19 protein-coding genes are annotated in these 18,545 nt (G+C 62.1%); 7 read left to right on the top strand and 12 right to left on the bottom strand.

The features are described 5' to 3' along the window. Positions 1-40: 40 nt before the first annotated feature. Both AC07VG_RS28910 and AC07VG_RS28905 read left to right on the top strand, forming a co-directional pair. Positions 41-1,159 (top strand): PepSY-associated TM helix domain-containing protein, encoded by a 1,119-nt coding sequence (locus tag AC07VG_RS28910; RefSeq protein ID WP_495003348.1) that lies wholly within the window; start codon positions 41-43, stop codon positions 1,157-1,159. Continuing rightward, entirely contained in the window at positions 1,156-1,341 is a 186-nt protein-coding gene (locus AC07VG_RS28905) for a hypothetical protein (RefSeq protein WP_495003347.1), read from the top strand. The genes AC07VG_RS28910 and AC07VG_RS28905 overlap by 4 nt, the downstream gene beginning before the upstream one ends. A gap of 208 nt (positions 1,342-1,549) precedes the next feature. Here the strand turns inward: AC07VG_RS28905 and creD are convergent, their stop codons facing one another. The 4 genes from creD to rloA2 form a co-directional block, all read right to left on the bottom strand. After that, positions 1,550-2,923 carry a cell envelope integrity protein CreD gene (gene creD / locus AC07VG_RS28900; RefSeq protein ID WP_495022307.1) on the bottom strand — a complete coding sequence of 458 codons (1,374 nt, stop codon included), beginning with the start codon at positions 2,921-2,923 and terminating at the stop codon, positions 1,550-1,552. A 95-nt stretch (positions 2,924-3,018) separates the two neighbouring features. Continuing rightward, positions 3,019-4,437, bottom strand: coding sequence for a two-component system sensor histidine kinase CreC (gene creC / locus AC07VG_RS28895; protein ID WP_495022306.1), 1,419 nt, complete (start codon positions 4,435-4,437; stop codon positions 3,019-3,021). Continuing rightward, positions 4,437-5,117: a two-component system response regulator CreB gene (creB, locus tag AC07VG_RS28890; protein ID WP_495003344.1), complete on the bottom strand. Its 681-nt coding sequence runs from the start codon at positions 5,115-5,117 to the stop codon at positions 4,437-4,439. Before creB ends, creC begins: the two co-directional genes overlap by 1 nt. Positions 5,118-5,175: 58 nt before the next feature. Continuing rightward, entirely contained in the window at positions 5,176-5,676 is a 501-nt protein-coding gene (gene rloA2, locus AC07VG_RS28885; protein ID WP_495003343.1) for a retropepsin-like aspartic peptidase RloA2, read from the bottom strand. A 276-nt stretch (positions 5,677-5,952) separates the two neighbouring features. Here rloA2 and yihG point away from each other — a divergent pair, with 276 nt between their 5' ends. Then, a complete protein-coding gene (yihG, locus tag AC07VG_RS28880) occupies positions 5,953-6,858 on the top strand; it encodes a 1-acylglycerol-3-phosphate O-acyltransferase, YihG family (protein ID WP_495003342.1) in 906 nt (301 codons plus the stop codon). 196 nt (positions 6,859-7,054) lie between these two features. On the opposite strand, the gene AC07VG_RS28875 is transcribed toward yihG, so the two are convergent. Continuing rightward, the gene (locus tag AC07VG_RS28875; protein WP_495003341.1) at positions 7,055-7,597 is read right to left on the bottom strand and encodes a DUF2780 domain-containing protein; all 543 of its coding nucleotides are present in this window, start codon (positions 7,595-7,597) and stop codon (positions 7,055-7,057) included. Positions 7,598-7,819: 222 nt separating this feature from the next. Here AC07VG_RS28875 and AC07VG_RS28870 point away from each other — a divergent pair, with 222 nt between their 5' ends. The 3 genes from AC07VG_RS28870 (at position 7,820) to AC07VG_RS28860 (ending at position 9,916) form a co-directional block, all read left to right on the top strand. Continuing rightward, positions 7,820-8,401: a fasciclin domain-containing protein gene (locus tag AC07VG_RS28870; protein WP_495022305.1), complete on the top strand. Its 582-nt coding sequence runs from the start codon at positions 7,820-7,822 to the stop codon at positions 8,399-8,401. A 199-nt stretch (positions 8,402-8,600) separates the two neighbouring features. Further along, positions 8,601-9,245 (top strand): sigma-70 family RNA polymerase sigma factor, encoded by a 645-nt coding sequence (locus AC07VG_RS28865; RefSeq protein ID WP_495022304.1) that lies wholly within the window; start codon positions 8,601-8,603, stop codon positions 9,243-9,245. Next, complete coding sequence (locus AC07VG_RS28860) at positions 9,242-9,916, top strand: anti-sigma factor (protein ID WP_495022303.1); 675 nt, start codon at positions 9,242-9,244, stop codon at positions 9,914-9,916. Before AC07VG_RS28865 ends, AC07VG_RS28860 begins: the two co-directional genes overlap by 4 nt. 47 nt (positions 9,917-9,963) lie before the next feature. On the opposite strand, the gene AC07VG_RS28855 is transcribed toward AC07VG_RS28860, so the two are convergent. Continuing rightward, positions 9,964-10,623 carry an ATPase gene (locus tag AC07VG_RS28855; RefSeq protein WP_495003337.1) on the bottom strand — a complete coding sequence of 220 codons (660 nt, stop codon included), beginning with the start codon at positions 10,621-10,623 and terminating at the stop codon, positions 9,964-9,966. After that, positions 10,623-10,967 (bottom strand): type II toxin-antitoxin system Phd/YefM family antitoxin, encoded by a 345-nt coding sequence (locus AC07VG_RS28850; protein ID WP_191489568.1) that lies wholly within the window; start codon positions 10,965-10,967, stop codon positions 10,623-10,625. The genes AC07VG_RS28855 and AC07VG_RS28850 overlap by 1 nt, the downstream gene beginning before the upstream one ends. 199 nt (positions 10,968-11,166) lie before the next feature. Between AC07VG_RS28850 and AC07VG_RS28845 the strand changes: the two genes are divergently transcribed. After that, positions 11,167-11,652 (top strand): ecotin family protein, encoded by a 486-nt coding sequence (locus AC07VG_RS28845; protein ID WP_495022302.1) that lies wholly within the window; start codon positions 11,167-11,169, stop codon positions 11,650-11,652. A 136-nt stretch (positions 11,653-11,788) separates the two neighbouring features. On the opposite strand, the gene fdhA is transcribed toward AC07VG_RS28845, so the two are convergent. From fdhA to AC07VG_RS28820, 5 genes are all read right to left on the bottom strand, one after another. Further along, positions 11,789-12,988: a formaldehyde dehydrogenase, glutathione-independent gene (fdhA, locus tag AC07VG_RS28840; RefSeq protein ID WP_495003335.1), complete on the bottom strand. Its 1,200-nt coding sequence runs from the start codon at positions 12,986-12,988 to the stop codon at positions 11,789-11,791. 346 nt (positions 12,989-13,334) lie between these two features. Continuing rightward, entirely contained in the window at positions 13,335-14,192 is an 858-nt protein-coding gene (gene purU / locus AC07VG_RS28835) for a formyltetrahydrofolate deformylase (protein ID WP_495003334.1), read from the bottom strand. A 200-nt stretch (positions 14,193-14,392) separates the two neighbouring features. Next, a complete protein-coding gene (locus tag AC07VG_RS28830) occupies positions 14,393-15,025 on the bottom strand; it encodes a sarcosine oxidase subunit gamma (RefSeq protein WP_495003333.1) in 633 nt (210 codons plus the stop codon). A gap of 162 nt (positions 15,026-15,187) precedes the next feature. Beyond that, the gene (locus tag AC07VG_RS28825) at positions 15,188-18,205 is read right to left on the bottom strand and encodes a sarcosine oxidase subunit alpha (protein WP_495004034.1); all 3,018 of its coding nucleotides are present in this window, start codon (positions 18,203-18,205) and stop codon (positions 15,188-15,190) included. Continuing rightward, positions 18,202-18,531, bottom strand: a complete 330-nt coding sequence (locus AC07VG_RS28820; RefSeq protein WP_495004033.1) for a sarcosine oxidase subunit delta — start codon at positions 18,529-18,531, stop codon at positions 18,202-18,204. The genes AC07VG_RS28825 and AC07VG_RS28820 overlap by 4 nt, the downstream gene beginning before the upstream one ends. Positions 18,532-18,545: the final 14 nt, after the last annotated feature.

The following is an 18,545-nucleotide window of genomic DNA, read 5'->3' as shown; positions in this document are numbered from 1 at the left end:
CCCTTTTCTATAGCGGCCCCCATCCAGACTGTGGCAAACCATGAAAAGCCAAACCATCCGTCGCTGGTCCTTTGTCCACACCTGGACCAGCCTGATCTGCAGCCTGTTCCTGCTGATGCTGGCACTGACCGGCCTGCCGTTGATCTTCCACCACGAAATCGACTACTTGCTGGGCGACGCCGCCGAGCTGCCCACCCTGCCCGTCGACACCCCGCGCCTGGACCTGCAGCAACTGGTCCGCGCCGCCGAGGCCCATCGCCCGGGCGAGGTCATGCAGTATTTCGGCTGGGACGAGGACGAGCCCAATGGCGTGACCACCATCATGGCGCAAACCGCTGGCACCGAACCCAACGCCTCCCACACCTTCATGCTCGACGCCCGCAGCGGCCAGGCCGTGGCACTGCCCTCGGCCAATGGCGGACTGATGATGGTCCTGCTGCGCCTGCACGTGGATATGTTCGCCGGGCTCCCCGGCAAACTGCTGTTGGCCTTCATGGGCGTACTGTTCGTACTGGCGATCGTCTCCGGCGTGGTGCTCTACCTGCCGTTCATGCGCCGGCGGAAGTTCGCCAGCGTGCGCCGGGATAAATCCACCCGCCTGCGCTGGCTCGACCGGCACAACCTGATCGGCATCGTGACCCTGACCTGGTGCCTGGTGGTGGGTATCACCGGGGTCATCAGCGCCTGTGCCGATCTGCTGATCGCCGCCTGGCGCACCGACACCCTCGGCGCCATGGTCGCGCCCTACCGCAACGCCCCGCCGCTGACCGAACTCGCCCCGGCCACGCACCTGCTGGAAATCGCCGCCGAAGCCGCCCCCGGCATGCGCCCGGACTTCACCGCCTTCCCCGGTACACGCTTTTCCAGCGCGCACCACTACGCGGTCTTTATGAAAGGCAGCACCCATCTCACCTCGCACCTGCTGACCCCGGTGCTGATCGACGCCAGTACCCTGCAAGTCACCGCCGTGGGCCAGCGCCCCTGGTACATGGATGCCATGGGCATGTCGCAACCGCTGCATTTCGGCGATTACGGCGGCCTGCCGATGAAGGTGCTCTGGGCCGTGCTGGATGGCTTGACCATCATCGTGCTCGGCAGCGGCGTGTACCTGTGGTGGGTGCGCCGGCGGAGCGCCCTGAAAACCGAGGGCGCCCGATGAAACCGCACTCATCGAATATCCGGAAGGTCTTCGGTATTCCCGCGCTGATCGCCCTGCTCAGCGCCGCCGGCCTGTTCGCCGCGCTGCTGGGCGATGGCGCCTGGGACGCGCTGAGCTGGCTGGGGCTGGGGATTCCGGCGGCCCTCTCCCTGCACGGGCTGCTGGGCCGTCGCCACGGATGACCGCTGGTGAGGCCTTCAAGACAAAGCGTCAGGTAATCTGAAACGAGGCGTGCCCGCGAAGCTTTCAGCGGTCTCGCGGGCCTCTTCGCGGCGGTGCGGCGATCCGACAAGCACCGCACCCACAACGACCGTGTTCGGTCTTGACTGACTGGCCAGCAAACGGGCCAATTCCGCGCCCCATCGCTGATCCTCGCGTAATCCCAGCGACCTACTCATGGGCGGCCCCGCGATCAACGTTCAGCGCCTCGGCGGGTTTGCCCTGGCCGATCCCATACCAATCGAGTTTGCGGGTCAGCACCATAAACACCCCGAGCAGGCAGAACAGCAGCAACGAGCCCATCAGCAACGCATAGTCCTCGGCGCTGAGCAGCCCGTAGAGCAAGCCATACAAGGCGGCCAGGCCGATACCAAAACCCAGGCCATGGACCAAACTGCGCAACACATGACAAACATAAAAGCCAATCAACCCGACACAGGCCCCGGCCGACAACAGATACGCCAGACCAAACCCAAGGTGCTCGGACAGCGACAGCAACAGCAGATAGAAGAAAGCCAACGCCACCCCGACCAGGGCGTACTGGACCGGGTGTACCGCCAGGCGCTTGAGCACTTCGAAGAGGAAGAAACCGGCAAAGGTCAGGGCGATAAACAGCAGCGCATATTTGATCGCCCGGTCGGACTTGAGGTACTGGTCCACCGGTTCGATAAAACTCACGCCAAAGCTGCGGGCCTTGAAGCCGTCGCAGTCGCTGGTCTGTAGGCAATTGTTCAGGGCTTCGCGCAGGTTGGTGGAGAAGAACGAGGTCTGCCACTGGGCACTGAAACCCTGGTCGGTGACTTCCCGCTTGACCGGCAGGTAGTTGCCGATAAAGCTCGGGTGTGGCCAATCGGCGCTCAAATGGATATTGCTGGTCTTGCCCACCGGCAGCACCTGCAACTGACCCGTGCCCTGCAGCGCCAGATTGAAGGCAAAGTCGAGGCGTTGCTCTTGGCGACCATCGACACGTGGCAAGTTCACATGCACACCGTCACCCAGCCAACTGACCTGGGTCCCGGGCCGGAACTCCAGGTTCTGGCTACCCACCTGCAAAGTCAGGGCGTTTTCGATGCCGCGGATATCGCTGATACCCACCGCCAGGTACGGCTCGTCGAAGCGGTAATCGGCAAAGTCTTCGCTGATGCCCAATTGCAGTGGCAACACGAAGCTCCCGCTGATCTGGTTATTGGCGTGAAACAGCCGCGCGTCATAAATGCCCCGCGAGCGCAGTTCGGTCTGGACCTTGCCATCGAGCTCGAAACGCTCCGGCAAAAAATACAGGCGCCCGCTGACTTCGCTGCTTTGCTGGTAGCGCTCGCCCTTGGCGTCAGTCTTCCATTCGCGAACCGTCTGGCGATACGGTACCACCAGCAACGGACCATTCAATTGCTGGCTGTAGCTGGAACTGCGGGCGATATCTTCCAGGACACCATCGCGCAGGCGCTGACGCTCGGTGATCACACCATCGATCATCATCAAGGGAATCAGCAACAACAGCATCAGTAGGGCAATCGCCCCGAGTTTTATAGCCAGACTGCGGTTCATGGGTTCTCTCCCTGTTGGTATGGGGGAGAGTCTGCGCAGCCTGTGTGGGGGCTTGATGGGGCGAATGTGGAGACTGTGTGGAGAGGCCGTGTTTATCAGGGAAAGGTCAGGCTGACCTCGACGCCACCGTGCACATTGCCGATACGCAGTTCGCCGCCGTGCAACTTCATCACTTCCTCGACGAAATTCAGCCCCAGTCCGGTGCTCTTGCGACCGCTGCTCGGCCGTGGCAAGGAGTAGAAGCGCTCGCTCAATCTCGGCAGGGCATACTCAGGGATAGCCTCGGCCTGGTTGAACAGCCTGAAGCACAACTGCCGGCCCTGACGCTCGGCCTTGAAGCGTACAGTCCCTTCCGGCGGCGTGAAGTCCAGGGCATTGTCCAGCAGATTGCCGATGGCCTGACGCAGCAGGAACGGCTCGCCGAATACCGTCAGGTCCGGCGCAATCGACTGCTCTACCTGCAAGCGCCCGCGTTCGATCCGCGCGGCCTGGGCCTGCAACACCTCATCCACCAGGCTCGCCAAGGGGACCTCGACCTGCTCCTCCAGCACCTGACGCTGCTCCACCAATGCCAGATTCAGCAGCCGCTCGATCAACTGCTGCATCCGCGCGCTTTCGCTGTCGATATTGCCGACAAAACGCTCGCGCTGGGCCTCCGGCATCTCCCCCTGCAACAACTCCGCCGCCCCGCGAATCGCCGCCAGCGGGCTTTTCAGTTCGTGGGTCAGGGTGTGCACGTAGCGCTCGACATAGGCCTTGCCCTCCAACTGCGTGCGCATGTGCTCCACGGCGTTGGCCAACTGCGCCAGCTCGCCGCCGCGATAACTTGGCAGCTCGGCCTTTTGACCTTCGCTGACCGCCTGGGCGTAAGCGGTCAGGCGCCGCAACGCTGCGCTCAGCCACCAGGACAGCAGCGCGCCGAACAACAGGCCCAGGCCGATCAACCCGGCGCCGTACATCAACAGACGGTGCTCGGTGCGGTCCACGTAAGGCTGCAACGAACTGTTGGGTTTGGCCACCGTGACCACGCCAATGACCTGACCGTTGTCGCTGATCGGCGCACCAACGTGCATCACCGAAGAGTTCGGGTCGCCATCCACCGTACGGGTCGAGCGGGCGCCGTACTCGCCGCGCAGGGTCAGGTAGACATCGTTCCAGTTTGAATAGTCCTGCCCCAGCGCCTGCTCGGCGGAATCGAGCAACACGATGCCGTGGGCGTCGGTCACATAGATCCGGTGGTTGACCTGATTCTTCTCCAGGCCCCAGATGGTCGCCGCCGGCTTGCGCTGGCCGTAAGCCTTGAGTGCCTCGGGCAGGCGACTCTGGCTGAGGGTGCCGTTCTTCACATCGTCATGGAGGATTTCCGCCAGCAGGTTGGCGGTGTCCACCAGGGTTTCTTCGGTGGACTGACGCACGCCGGGGCGGATTTCCTTCATCACCGTGTTCAGCACGAAATAGCCGGTCAGGCCGACGAAGAGGAAGTACACCAGGAAAATCCGGATCCCCAACGGCATCAGCTGTTCCCCGGGCTGTAGCTGTAGCCCAGGCCGCGATGGGTCTGGATCGGTTCGGCATCGCTGGCCACCGCCCGCAGCTTGGCCCGCAGGCTTTTGATATGGCTGTCGATATTGCGCTCGTAGCCGGCATCCGCCGCCACCCCCAGGGCATCGAGCAACTGCTCACGGCTGAAAACCCGTTCGGGTTGTTCCAGCAGGCAGGCAAACAGGCGGAATTCGTGGCGGGTCAGGTTCAAGGGCTGGCCGCGATAGCCGATCTGTACTCGCTCGTGATCGACCAGGAAGCGCTCGCTGGAAACCGGCGATGGCGCCTGGGGCACCACGCGCTTGAGGATCGCCCGCACCCGCGCCGCGACTTCCCGCGGGCTGAAAGGCTTGACCACATAGTCGTCGGCGCCGATTTCCAGGCCCACCACGCGGTCGATCTCGCCATCGCGGGCGCTGAGAAACATCACCGGCACTTCGGTAAAGCGCCGCAGTTGCTTGCACACCTCGAAGCCGCTGATGTCCGGCAGGCCTATATCGAGAATCAGCAGGTCGGCCGGCGTTGCCCGCTGGTGCTCGAGCGCCGCGCCGCCCAGGTTCAGCCAGGTGGTAGTGAACCCCTCGCCCTGCAGGGCATAGATCAGGGTATCGGCAATCGCCGCTTCGTCTTCGACAATCAGGATATGGGGCATGGCGTCCGAGCACGGTTGTTGATCGCGCAACGGTGCCGGACGCGTGCCGCCGCGTCAATCAGCAGTGGGGTTGATTGGCGGTATAACGTCGCGCCGGGTTCACCGCCGCGCCGAATTCACGCAAGGCCTTGGCGCCGATCAGCAGCGGGTAGTTGAAGCTGCTGCGGTTGGTCAGGTTGACCTCGACGCTGCGCTTGACGTTGCCCAGGCACATTTCCAGCTCCACCACCGGGCGCTTGCTCGAGTCGCTGACTTCGCCGTCTTCGTCTTCCTCGGAGCGGGTCTTGATCTTGCTGATGCGCGCGACCTTGTGTTCATAGACCTTGCCGTCGGCATCGGCGGTGCCCAGACGGAAACGCACCCAGTCCTCACCGTCACGCTTGAACAGCTCGATGTCCTTGGCCGACAGCGAGGCGGTCAAGGCACCGGTGTCCATCTTGGCCTTGAAGGTTTGGCCGATTTCCGGCAACTGGATGTATTCGTAGCGCCCGTAGAGGGTCGGTTCGGCCGCCATGACCGGCAGGGCCAGGAGGGACAACAGGGCAAGAATGGATTTCACTTCGCTGTACCTTTTAAGTGGACGCACAAGGGGCGCCATTTTAGACCGCTGTTACCGCGTTGGTTCATGAACAAATCTGACAGACCGACACCTCCAACCTGTGGGAGCCAGCTTGCTGGCGATAGCGATGGTGAATATGACATCGCCATCGCTGGCAAGCCAGCTTCTACAGGGATCGTGTTCACCCCAGACTGATCAGGTTCGCCCGGGCAATTTGGTGTCCGCCCGCGCCCGCCTTTATCATGGCGCGCCCTCACGCTTTGAAAGAGTCCCTGTATGCGCCGCCTGCTCACCGGCAGTTTCGTCACCTTCCTGCTTTTGCTCAACACGCTGGTACTGTTCGGCCCGCTGATGCTCTTCGCCCTGCTCAAGCTGTTGTTGCCGGGTCGCTTGCGCGACTACGCCAGCGCGGCAGTGATGTGGATCGCCGAAACCTGGGCCGAGATCGACAAGCTGATCTTCGTCCTGTGCATCCCTACCCGCTGGGATATTCGCGGTGCCGAGGGCCTGCGTCGCGACACCTCGTACCTGGTGGTCTGCAACCATCAATCCTGGGTCGATATCCCGGCGCTGATCCAGACGCTCAACCGGCACACGCCGTTCTTCAAGTTCTTCCTCAAGAAAGAACTGATCTGGGTGCCGTTCCTCGGCCTGGCCTGGTGGGCGCTGGACTACCCGTTCATGAAGCGCTATTCCAAGGCCTTTCTCGACAAGCACCCGGAACTCAAGGGCCATGACCTGGAAATCACCCAGGCCGCCTGCGAGTTGTTCAAGCGCCAGCCGGTGACCGTGGTCAACTACCTGGAAGGCACGCGCTTCAGCCCGGCCAAGCGCCAGACGCAGGACTCGCCCTTCACCCACCTGCTCAAGCCCAAGGCCGGCGGCGTGGCCTTCGTACTGGCGGCCATGGGTGAGCAGCTGGACGCGATCCTCGACGTCACCGTGGTTTATCCACAAGAGCGGATTCCGGGGTTCTGGGATTTGATCAGCGGCAACCTGCCCAAGGTCATCATCGACTTCCAGACCCGCGAGTTGACTGCGGACCTGTGGCAAGGCGACTACGAGAACGATCCGCTGTTTCGCCAGCGGATCCAGGATTGGGTCAACCAGCTCTGGAGCGAAAAGGATCCGCGCATTACGGCTTTGCGTAGCGAGAGCGAGCCAACAGACCGGCCCGGTTGACCCGCACCTGTAGGAGCCGGCTTGCCGGCGATGAGGCCCTTGAGTCTCACGATGCCTGTTCGGACGCCATCGCCGGCAAGCCGGCTCCCACAAAACCGCGTCCCCGCGCAAAAATAGCGTTGCGCCCGTGCCACAAAAAAACGCATCGAACAGTTTCGAACCGTTCGATGCGTTTTTATTCCAGCCCGATGCTTGATCAGCTACCGGCGCCCCAGATACCGCCCAGGCTCTTGAGCAACGGACCACCGATGCCCTGCTGCCCGAGGTATTGCAGAATCACCGGGGCAAACTGGCCGACCATGCCGCTGTCCATGCCCAGGGCGCCGAAGGCCTTGTTCAGGTCACTGGTGTTTTGCACATTGCCCAGCGCGTTGCCCAACGCCGACGAGTTATCCGACTGGCCGAGCAAACTGCCCAGGCCGGCCAGGGCACCGCCGCTCGATAATTGGTCAAGCCCCGGCACGCTCTTGCTCAACTGCGAATAATCGTTACCACTGAGCCGGTTCTTCGCCAAGCCCAGCATTGCACCCGTGCCACCCACCGCCTGTTCCGGAGTGACATTCAGTTGCGACCCGAGGGCGCTGAGCAGGCCGCCTGCCGGTGCCGCCGCATTGCCGCCCTGCTCGCCTTGCATGGACGAGACCGCATTGGCCGCATCGCTCAGGCTGAACGCCGCGAACACCGGCGTAGCGGCGAATGCCAGGAACGAAGCCAGTACCACACCGCGTGAAATCTTCATTGCAACACCTCGAAAGTCATCAAAACCGACCGCCAGCAGGGACAGGCGCTGAACACTTGCCGTTGGAGTCAAAAAAACCGGACTTGTTCCGCGCTCGCCGAATCCTCCCACCGCGCCTGTAAAAAAACTGTACCGCCGGTGCATCCGATCCTCGCTCCCGTGCGTATATCAAGCACGGACAGAACTTCCTGGCCGACTTCATACCGACAAGGATTCTCCATCATGAAATGCACTTCGATCAAAGCCCCCCTGATTGCCAGCCTGCTGACCCTCGCGTTGTCCGGCGGCCTGGCCCAGGCGGCGAGCATGGACCACAACAGTGTAATGGTCGGCGGACAAAGCATGCTGCCGAGCCAGGATATTGTAGATAACGCGGTCAATTCCGCCGATCACACCACCCTGGTCGCCGCCGTGAAGGCCGCCGGGCTGGTGCCTACCCTCAAGGGCAAGGGTCCGTTCACTGTCTTCGCCCCGGTCAACTCCGCCTTCGCCGCCCTGCCCACCGGCACCGTCGACAACCTGCTCAAACCGGAAAACAAGGGCACCCTGACCCATATCCTCACGTACCACGTGGTGGCCGGGAAACTGGATATGGCCGAACTGGCCAAGCGCATCCAGGCCGGTGGCGGCCAGACCGAACTGACCACCGTCGCAGGTGGCAAGTTGTGGGCGATGATGAACGGCCCGCACAACATCGTGATCAAGGATGAGAAAGGCTCCAGCGCCGATATCACCACTTACGATGTGATGCAATCCAACGGCGTAATCCAGGTAATCGACAAGGTACTGCTGCCTAAAAGCTGAACCCGGCCCTACCGCCGCTCTACCTGTAGGAGCCAGCTTGCTGGCGATGAACTCAAGGACGCCGGGGGGGTTCAGGCACCCCGCGTCATCATTGACCGCCATCGCCAGCAAGCTGGCTCCTACAATGACCGCGTTGACCCTAGTGACGGGTCCATGGCCAAGACAGTATCCGTAAGGCCGTGTAGCCCGTGAGGCCCCCATGAATGGAACAACCGCGCGCCGTGGACTACCCTCAGCCGGTAACGAGCGCAACGCGCGGCCCATACATCGTCTTGTGATTGTCTGGAGAACAGCCATTTCCACCGCCGACGCCGATCAACTCAGGCAGCTGTTGGCCCAGTGCTCGCAGGGCAACCGCCATGCTTTTGAAACGCTGTATCGCAGTGTCGCCCCGCGCCTGCACGGCGTGGCTTTGCGCTGCCTGGGCCGTGCCGACCTGGCCGAAGAAATCCTCCAGGAGAGCTTCGTGCGCATCTGGAACAACGCCTCGCGCTACGAAGCGCACCTTTCGGCGCCGCTGACCTGGATGGTCAATATCACCCGCAACCTGGCCATCGATCAGTTGCGCAGGTTGCGTGAAGTGCCCCTGACCGATGGGCAGGAAGACAGCGTGGCTGACGACAGCCCGTCGGCCCACGAACTGCTCGACAGCGCCCGCGAGGCCAGCGCCCTGAACCGTTGCCTGGAAACCCTGGAGGGCCCGCAGTGCCAGTCGATCACCCTGGCCTATTTCCACGGTTTGTCCTACGCGGAACTGGCCAAACAACTGCCCGCGCCGCTGGGTTCGGTCAAATCCTGGATTCGTCGCGGCATGGAGCGCCTGCGCAGGTGCCTTGAATCATGAACTACCAGAACCCCCGCCTGCGCCGTGCCCTGGCCGCCGACTATGCCATTGGCCTGATGTCCAAGGCCGCGCGCCGACGCTTCGAAGAATTGATGCGCGATGACGCGAAACTGCGCGCCCAGGTCGCCGAATGGCAGGAAAACCTGATGGCCCTGACCGAGTCCGTGGCCGATCAGCCGGTGCCGGATCGCGTCTGGCAAGGCGTTGTCGCACGGATCGACCCGCAACGCTTGCACCTGCCTGAGAAACGGCGGTTCTGGAGCGGACTGCGGATCCTCGCAGCGGTGTGTTCACTGGTGCTGGTGGTCGCCCTGGGCGTGTTCTACAACCATGATCCGGCGAGCGCCAGCGCGACCCTGCTCAGCGGCACGCAAACCCCGGCATTGCGAGTCCAGACCCATGCCGGCTATCTGCAAGTGGAGCCGTTGAGCCTGGCGGCGGTACAAGCCGACCGCAGCCTGGAACTCTGGGTGATTCCGGTGGGCGGCAAACCGGTGTCCCTGGGACTGCTGCCCAAGGAAGGCAAGGGGCGGGTCGAGTTGAGCGAAGCGCATAGGGCGTTGCTCGGCACCTCGGTGGTGCTGGCGGTCAGCCTTGAGCCAACGGGCGGCTCGCCGACTGGGCAACCGACCGGACCGGTATTGTATCAAGGGGCGCTGGCGGCGCTTTGAACCCAAAAGCCGCGTGGTCCTGCAGGATCAGCGGCGTTCCATACTGACTATTGCGCAAGGTATTCAATAGCGGCCTGCACCAACGGCCGCGCCCATTGTGGTGTGCCCTGCAAGGCAGCGGCATCTTCCGGATCCGGAAAAGTGATCTGTCCAGCCACCATCTCCAGAATCAGCACGGGGTCTGGAATATCCTCACCCGGCGCGGCGTCGGCGCTGTTATCGAAGACTTGCAAGTGCGCCAACAGTGGCATCAGGCTGACCAGATTCGCTCGAGAGGAGACCCAACGCTCGCGAATCTTCTTTTCCGCAATATCGTGACCACCGACAGACACGCGAAAACGTACCCGTTGCAGATGTTGCTCCGCAGAAGACAATCCGCAAAACAGCATCACCACATCATGAGTCCGGGCGGACTGTGCCAGCAAACGCGCAATCGTGTTACCACCCAGCGTGGTTTCGAAGGCATAGTTGTGCCCCTGGAGCAGCGCGGTTTCCAGCCGGGAGCGACCGTACTCCCAAGCCAGGGCATTAGCCTGAACAGGATCAATGTCCCGGGAACCGACCAACTCACGCGCCATGCTATCCGGGTTGAACCACTCCAGCCCGTATTCTGCCAGGAGCGCACCACCTACCGAGCTTTTACCGGCACCATTGACACCTGCCAAGACGAAAATGTAGGGACGTTCGCTGGGTAACACTTCACTCATCAGTAGGAGGATCCTGCCTTGGGTCGCTTGCCCAGCTTGCCTTTGGCCGCCAGCAGCGAGCGCACGCCAGCGGCAGATTCAGGCTGTTGCAGAACCTCCAGGCGGGCATCGAAACGCTGGGTCAACTCCTCCAGGGCCGATTGCTCCCGGGCCTTGTAGGCTTGTACTTCGGCGATCAGTTGCTGATAGGTCTCGGCGGCCAGCAGCACCATTTCCACAGTCGAGTGGTTAGTCACCGCCACAGTGCCGGACTGATGGACCAGACGGACAACGTCGGCCCACTTGTTCTTCACCTGGGAGGCATTCTGGCGGGGCAGATCAAGCAGGTCAGGCAAGGCAATCATGGCATGTGCTCGCAAGCTGGGAGGGCCTGCTCACTATAGCAAGGCTGCAGAAATCTGGCTATTTTTGCCATATTTTTGTTTTTTCAAGATCTGTTATGGAGGGTGCTTTCCATAATTATCTCTCATCGGCCCCCGCTCGACATTGACGAAGATGACTGTGCAGGACAACACCCCTCAATCAATGCACAGAGGCTTGAATATGGATATGTTCACCAGCGCAATCATCGAAGCAGGCATCGACACCCTGTCTGCTCTCACGGACGCCGATCATGCGACCTGCCTGGAACATCAGCCCCTCGAAAACGGCTATAGAAAGTTTGTGTTTTTCCTGAAAAAACGCCCAGACGAAGAGCAACTCGAGGTCAGGATCAACGCCCGAATCAGCCTGTTGTACGACTGCAACATGTCTGATTACCTCAGGCGCGAGGGCCTCGAGAGCAATCTTGAGAAAACAACGGCCGGTTATTACCGCCTCAATCGACCGCTTTATGCGTCAACGAAAATGGGCTGCCCGCCCCCCAAGCATGTAGAAACTCATAAGCTCAAGGGCCAGGGCTACACCCTTCCTTACAACAGCAACACCCCCATCGTTATCCATGCCTTCGCGGGCTTCGATCCGAAGGAGGATGTCCATATCTCTTACGACATCATCGAAAAGGCTGCGATCAACGCGATCGGTCTCTAAGCCTTCAAAAAACCGGCAGTCCCCCTGGAATGTCGAGCGGACAAAAAACGACCTTGCCTTTCCAGAGCCAAAACAAAAACCGCAACATTAAAAAGGGCGACCGAAGTCGCCCTTTTTCCGTCTTGCCCTTTACTGCTTACGCCGCACTGAACAGCTTGTGCGGGTCAATCACGAACTTCTTCGGCACGCCCGCATCGAACTCGCCGTAACCGCGCGGCGCGTCGTCGAGGCTGATCACTTCGACACCGACGATATCGGCGATCTTGATCCGATCCCACATGATCGCCTGCATCAGCTGGCGGTTGTACTTCATCACCGGGGTCTGGCCGGTGTGGAAGCTGTGGGACTTGGCCCAACCGAGGCCGAAGCGGATGCTCAGGCTGCCGATTTTCGCGGCGGCATCTACCGCACCCGGGTCTTCGGTCACATACAGGCCCGGAATACCGATCTTGCCCGCCACCCGTACCACGCCCATCAGCGAGTTGAGCACGGTGGCCGGAGCCTCGTGCTTCACGCCTTCATGACCGTGACCACGGGCTTCGAAGCCTACGGCATCGACGGCGCAATCCACTTCAGGCTCGCCCAACAGCGCGGCGATCTGTTCGTGCAGCGGGGTGTCCTTGGACAGGTCGGCGATTTCGAAACCCTGGGCCTTGGCGTGTGCCAGGCGGATCGGGTTGACGTCACCGATGATCACCACCGCTGCGCCCAGCAGGCGTGCCGAAGCCGCCGCCGCGAGACCGACCGGACCAGCACCGGCGATGTACACGGTGCTGCCCGGGCCGACGCCCGCGGTGACCGCGCCGTGGTAGCCGGTAGGCAGGATGTCGGAGAGGCAGGTCAGGTCGCGGATCTTCTCCATGGCCTTGTCGCGATCCGGCAGCTTGAGCAGGTTGAAGTCGGCGTACGGCACCAGCACGTATTCGGCCTGGCCACCTGTCCAGTCGCCCATGTCGACATAACCGTAAGCACCGCCGGCACGGGCCGGGTTGACGGTCAGGCAGACGCCGGTGTGTTGTTCCTTGCAGGAGCGGCAGCGCCCGCAAGCCACGTTGAACGGTACCGAGACCAGGTCGCCGAGTTTCAGGTTCTCGACATCGCTGCCCTTCTCGATCACTTCACCCGTGATTTCGTGACCCAGGACCAGACCGGTCTGGGCGGTGGTACGGCCACGGACCATGTGTTGGTCCGAACCACAGATGTTGGTGGAGACGACGCGCAGGATGACACCGTGCTCAATCTTCCTGCCGCGTGGGTCCTGCATTTTCGGATAGTCGATTTTTTGCACCTCGACCTTGCCATTGCCGAGATACACCACACCACGATTGCCAGACATGCTTTCACCTCGCTGTTGTTTTTATGTAGCAGCGCGCCGCCAGGGGGCAACGCGCGGATTGCTCGGGTTATTGCCTGTGGTTGTTGCGTTGTTCTTACGGGCCCCATCGCCGGCAAGCCGGCTCCCACAAGGGAATTGCGTCACGGCAGGCACCGCGCCCACTGTGGGAGATTGCCCGGGTTACTGCTTGTGGTTGTTGCGTTGTTCTTGCGGGCCTCTTCGCGGGCAAGCTCCGCTCCCACAGGTCCCGAGTCGTATGTACTTGCTGAGTACGACACAAATCTAATGTGGGAGCGGTGCTGGTCGGACCGCCGCACCGCCGCGAAGGTCGTAAAACGACCGACCTTCAGAGCACCACTGTTCTGTTGGCGTTGAGGAAAACCCGCCGCTCAATGTGATAACCCACCGCCCGCGCCAACGTCAGCCCTTCGATATCGCGGCCCTTGGCGATCAGGTCTTCAGGGTAGTGACTGTGGTCCACCGCCTCGACGCCCTGGGCGATGATCGGACCTTCGTCCAGGTCGTTGTTGATGTAGTGCGCGGTGGCGCCCACCAGTTTCACACCCTTGTTGTAGGCCTGGTGATAGGGCTTGGCACCCTTGAACCCAGGCAACAACGAGTGGTGGATATTGATGGCCTTGCCGTCGAGCTTGCGGCACAGCTCAGGCGAGAGCACCTGCATGTAACGGGCAAGGATCACCAGCTCCGCGCCGGACTCCTCGATCACCTGCCAGACCTGGCGCTCCTGGCCCGGCTTGTCGTTCGGGTCCAGCGGGAAATGGTAGTAGGGAATCTGGTGCCAGTCGGCCAGGGGCTTGAGGTCCGGGTGGTTGGAGACCACGGCGGCCACATCCATGGACAATTGGCCGATACGCTGGCGGTAGAGCAGGTCGTTGAGGCAGTGATCGGCCTTGGAGACCATGATCACCACTTTCGGCCGGTAGTTCGGCGCGGTCAGTTCGAACAGCATGCCGAAGGTCTCACCGCGCAGGGCCAGGCCGGCGCGGAAGGCCAGTTCGTCGAAACCCTCGGGCTGGCGAAACTCCACGCGAATGAAGAAACGCCCCGAGAGGCGGTCATCGAACGAATGGTGCTCGGTGACGTAGCAGCCCTGCTCGAACAGGTAGCGGGTCACCGCATCCACCGTGCCGAGCACGCTGGGGCAGTCGGCGGTCAAAATCCATGTATCGGGGGCGCGGCTCATTGCTTGACTCCTGTTCGTGAGGGGCAACCGCCCAGCGGTTGATCGCGAGCCTCTTGGTAGCGGCTCCAGGCAATCCTTGCCCTTGTGTTCGACACCAAACCCTGTAGGAGCCAGCTTGCTGGCGATGGCGGCCGCTCAGGCGATGCAAGGCTCACCGGCCTCATCGCCAGCAAGCTGGCTCCTACAGGTCAAACAACCTCTCAGGCCTGGACGCTGAGACCGTATTCGGCCGCTGCATCCTGCAACCACAACCACCAGTAATCCGAGAAACTGCGACGAATCACCAGCTCCCAGGTGTCTTCGGCGGTATGGCGGATCATCAGTTGCGACTTGGCGAACACAGTCCCGACGGCCTTGCCCACCGGAAAGTTGTTCGGGTGCACGTCGTAGCTGGTGGACTTCATCAGCACTTCACGGACCTTCGGCCCGCTCAGCTCCAGCAGTTGCTGGCCGCCGCTGACATTGACGATGGCGATATGCAGGTCGCCCAGGGCTTCGCGCAACGCCTTCTCGGCGGCGAACTCTTCGCCACTCGGGACGATCAGCAGCCACTCGTCCGGGCCGAGCCATTGCAGGCTGGTCTCGCCCTTGGCAACCACGGTCAGCGCCACTGGCAGTTCCAGGCCGAGAGCCTTGTGCACGCCGGCGGCGAAGGCCGCATCATGGCCATCGCCACGAAGGGTCAGGTGACCGAGCAGTTTCTTTTCCCGCACGGTCACGCCGGCGTTCTTGCGGCCTTTACCCACCAGGCTGGCGAGATCGGCATGGTGCAACGACGACTCGGCCTTGGCCCCGGAAGTCGGGCGTTGTTGGTAAACGTTGGCTGTGGTCATGTGAAACACCTGTGTTGAATTCTGTCTTGGCGGTGGGTCAATGCCTGACTCCACCTCATGAACAACCGTGGCCCTGTGTGGGAGCGGAGCTTGCCCGCGAAGCTTTTGGCGGCTTCAAGGGCCTCTTCGCGGGCAAGCTCCTCTCCCACAGGGGTTACGGCGTCAGATGTTCTGGCGGTCCCCTTTAGGATCGAAGAACACCGAAGAAACGATTTCCGCCTCGATCACGCTGCCATCGGCCAATGGCGCGAACACTCGCTCGCCCATACGCTTCAGCCCGCCCTTGACCACGGCCATGGCAAACGAATAGCCAAGGGAGTTGTGGGCATAGCTGGAGGTGACGTGACCGACCATCTTCATCGGGATCGTCTGCTTGGTGTCGAACACCAACTGCGCGCCTTCCGGCAGCCACTTGGTCGGATCGATCGGCTTGAGCCCGACCAACTGCTTGCGCTCTTCGCGCACACAGTCTTCACGGTTCATCCCGCGCCAGCCGATCCACGAGAACGGCTTGGTCCGGCCCACGCACCAGCCCATGTTCAGGTCGTCCGGGGTCATCGAGCCGTCAGTGTCCTGGCCGACGATGATGAAACCCTTTTCGGCCCGCAGCACGTGCATGGTCTCGGTGCCGTACGGGGTCAGGTTGTACTGCTTGCCCGCCGCGACGATCTTCTCCAGCACACCCATGGCGTAGTCGGCCTGGATGTTGACCTCGTAGGACAGCTCGCCGGTAAAGGAAATCCGGAACACCCGCGCCGGAACACCGCCGACCAGGCCTTCTTTCCAGGTCATGAACGGGAACGCATCCTTGTCCAGGTCGATGTCGGTGACTTCGCTGAGCAGCTTGCGGCTGTTCGGTCCGGACAGGGTCATGGTTGCCCAATGGTCGGTCACGGAGGTGAAGTACACCTTCATGTTCGGCCATTCGGTCTGGTGGTAGATCTCCAGCCACTGCAGCACGCGAGCCGCGCCGCCGGTGGTGGTGGTCATCAGGAAGTGGTTGTCGGCCAGACAGGCGGTCACGCCGTCGTCGAAGACCATGCCGTCTTCCTTGCACATCAGGCCGTAGCGGGCCTTGCCCACATCGAGCTTGGTCCAGGCGTTGGTGTAGATGCGGTTGAGGAATTCACGCGCGTCCGGGCCCTGGATGTCGATCTTGCCCAGGGTCGAGGCATCGAGCAGGCCGACGCTGTCGCGCACGGCCTTGCACTCACGCTTGACCGCCGCGTGCAGGTCTTCACCGTTGCGTGGGAAGTACCACGGCCGTTTCCACTGGCCGACGTCCTCGAACTCGGCGCCCTGCTTCACGTGCCAGGCCTGCAAGGCGGTGTAGCGCACCGGCTCGAAGATATGCCCGCAGTGACGGCCGGCGACCGCGCCGAAAGTCACTGGCGTGTAGTTCGGACGGAACATGGTGGTGCCCATCTGCGGGATGGTCACGTTCAACGAACGAGCGGCAATGGCCAGGCCGTTGACGTTGCCCAGCTTGCCCTGGTCGGTGCCGAAGCCCAGCGCGGTGTAGCGCTTGACGTGTTCGACCGACTCGAAGCCCTCGCGGGTCGCCAGTTCGATGGCGGCGGCGGTGACGTCGTTCTGCAGGTCGACAAATTGCTTCGGCGCCCGTGCGGTAGCTTTTTCATGGGGCACCTGGAACAGCGCCAGGGTTGGCTCTTCCAGACGCGACAGCGCTTTAGGCAATACGCCTTCGACGGCCTTGAAACCGGCTTCGCTGGCTGCGCGAACGCCGCCCTCAAACCCATCGGCCAGGGCATCGGCCAAGCCGTAGACGCCGTTGATACCGCCGACGCACACACGTTTCTGCGGTGCTTCGCCGGGAACAAAACCGAGAATATCTTCACGCCAGGTCGGCTTGCCGCCCAGGTGCGAGGCCAAGTGGACCACCGGGCTGTAGCCGCCGGAACTGGCAACCAGGTCGCACTCCAGCCATTCGCCAGGGCTGGTGACTTTATGGGCCTTGACGTCGATGGCGGCGATGCGCGCCGCGGTGACATGCTTGCTGCCACGAGCTTCGACCACAGCGCTGCCGGTGAGGATGCGAATCCCCTTGGCCCGCGCCTCTTCCACCAACGCACCGCGCGGATTGCTGCGGGCATCGGCGATAGCGACCACTTGCAGGCTGGCATCGAGCCAGTCCAACGCCACGCGGTAGGCGTGATCGTTGTTGGTGCTCAGCACCAGCTTCTTGCCCGGCGCCACGCCGTAACGGCGAACGTAGGTCGAAACGGCACCGGCCAGCATATTGCCCGGTACGTCGTTGTTGCCATAGACCAGCGGACGCTCATGGGTACCGGTAGCCAGGACCACGCGCTTGGCGCGGACCCGATGGATACGCTGACGCACCTGGCCAATCGGCGCACGGTCACCGAGGTGATCGGTCAGGCGCTCGTGAATGGTCAGGAAGTTGTGGTCGTGGTAGCCGTTGACGGTGGCCCGTGGCAACAGCAGGACATCCGGCAGGCTTTTCAATTCGGCGATAACGCTGGCGATCCACTCGGCCGCCGGCTTGCCGTCGAGGCTTTCGCGGGAGTCGAGCAGGCTGCCGCCGAACTCTTCCTGTTCATCGGCCAGGATCACCCGGGCACCGCTGCGCGCGGCAGCCAGTGCGGCGGCCAGACCGGCAGGGCCGGCACCGACGATCAGCACGTCGCAATGCTGGTTCATGTAGTCGTAGGTGTCCGGATCATTCTCGGTCGGCGAGCGACCAAGACCGGCGGCCTTGCGGATGTACTTCTCGTAGGTCATCCAGAACGACTGCGGATACATGAAGGTCTTGTAATAGAAGCCCGGCGGCATCAGCTTGCCGCCGACCTTGCCGAGAATCCCCATCATGTCGTTGTTGACGCTTGGCCAGCCGTTGGTGCTGGTGGCCACCAGGCCCTGATACAGCGCTTGCTGGGTAGCCCGCACGTTGGGGATCTGGGTTGCTTCGGTGGCGCCGATCTGCAGGACCGCGTTCGGCTCTTCGGCACCGGCGGCAAAGATGCCCCGTGGGCGGGAATACTTGAAGCTGCGGCCGACGATATCCACACCGTTGGCGAGCAACGCGGCGGCCAGGGTGTCGCCTTCAAAGCCTTTGTAGACCTGGCCGTTGAAGGTGAAGCTCAAGACTTTGTTGCGGTCGATCCGACCACCGTTGGACAGGCGATTGACCTGGCTCATACCTTCTCTCCCACAGCCGCGCCGGGCACTTTCGAACTGTCTGCTTTAGCGGTGAATTGCGGCTTTTCGCCAATCTTGTAGGTTTCGAGAATCTCGTAGGTGACGGTGTCGCGGGTCGCGTTGAAATACTGGCGGCAACCGGCAACGTGGTCCCACAGCTCGTGGTGCAGGCCACGGGGGTTGTCGCGGAAGAACATGTAGTCGCCCCACTGCTCGTCGGTGCAGGTGCCCGGGTCCAGGGGACGCGGGATATGCGCCTGGCCGGAAGCATGGAATTCCTCTTCGGAGCGCAGCTCGCCGCAATGAGGACAGAAGATATGCAACATAGGGATTTCTCCTG

The sequence above is a fragment of the Pseudomonas sp. GW821-FHT03C07 genome (genome assembly GCF_059420925.1).
This window is presented reverse-complemented; position numbering and strand designations above follow the sequence as displayed.

Bases quoted from the DNA above. Each gene is read 5' to 3' on its own strand.
- purU (WP_495003334.1), bottom strand. From the start codon at position 14,192: ATGAGCCGCGCCCCCGATACATGGATTTTGACCGCCGACTGCCCCAGC.
- AC07VG_RS28905 (WP_495003347.1), top strand. From the start codon at position 1,156: ATGAAACCGCACTCATCGAATATCCGGAAGGTCTTCGGTATTCCCGCG.
- AC07VG_RS28865 (WP_495022304.1), top strand. From the start codon at position 8,601: ATGAATGGAACAACCGCGCGCCGTGGACTACCCTCAGCCGGTAACGAG.
- AC07VG_RS28910 (WP_495003348.1), top strand. From the start codon at position 41: ATGAAAAGCCAAACCATCCGTCGCTGGTCCTTTGTCCACACCTGGACC.
- fdhA (WP_495003335.1), bottom strand. From the start codon at position 12,988: ATGTCTGGCAATCGTGGTGTGGTGTATCTCGGCAATGGCAAGGTCGAG.
- AC07VG_RS28860 (WP_495022303.1), top strand. From the start codon at position 9,242: ATGAACTACCAGAACCCCCGCCTGCGCCGTGCCCTGGCCGCCGACTAT.
- AC07VG_RS28845 (WP_495022302.1), top strand. From the start codon at position 11,167: ATGGATATGTTCACCAGCGCAATCATCGAAGCAGGCATCGACACCCTG.
- AC07VG_RS28850 (WP_191489568.1), bottom strand. From the start codon at position 10,967: ATGATTGCCTTGCCTGACCTGCTTGATCTGCCCCGCCAGAATGCCTCC.
- creC (WP_495022306.1), bottom strand. From the start codon at position 4,437: ATGCCGTTGGGGATCCGGATTTTCCTGGTGTACTTCCTCTTCGTCGGC.
- AC07VG_RS28855 (WP_495003337.1), bottom strand. From the start codon at position 10,623: ATGAGTGAAGTGTTACCCAGCGAACGTCCCTACATTTTCGTCTTGGCA.
- AC07VG_RS28820 (WP_495004033.1), bottom strand. From the start codon at position 18,531: ATGTTGCATATCTTCTGTCCTCATTGCGGCGAGCTGCGCTCCGAAGAG.
- creD (WP_495022307.1), bottom strand. From the start codon at position 2,923: ATGAACCGCAGTCTGGCTATAAAACTCGGGGCGATTGCCCTACTGATG.
- yihG (WP_495003342.1), top strand. From the start codon at position 5,953: ATGCGCCGCCTGCTCACCGGCAGTTTCGTCACCTTCCTGCTTTTGCTC.
- AC07VG_RS28830 (WP_495003333.1), bottom strand. From the start codon at position 15,025: ATGACCACAGCCAACGTTTACCAACAACGCCCGACTTCCGGGGCCAAG.
- AC07VG_RS28870 (WP_495022305.1), top strand. From the start codon at position 7,820: ATGAAATGCACTTCGATCAAAGCCCCCCTGATTGCCAGCCTGCTGACC.
- AC07VG_RS28825 (WP_495004034.1), bottom strand. From the start codon at position 18,205: ATGAGCCAGGTCAATCGCCTGTCCAACGGTGGTCGGATCGACCGCAAC.
- creB (WP_495003344.1), bottom strand. From the start codon at position 5,117: ATGCCCCATATCCTGATTGTCGAAGACGAAGCGGCGATTGCCGATACC.
- AC07VG_RS28875 (WP_495003341.1), bottom strand. From the start codon at position 7,597: ATGAAGATTTCACGCGGTGTGGTACTGGCTTCGTTCCTGGCATTCGCC.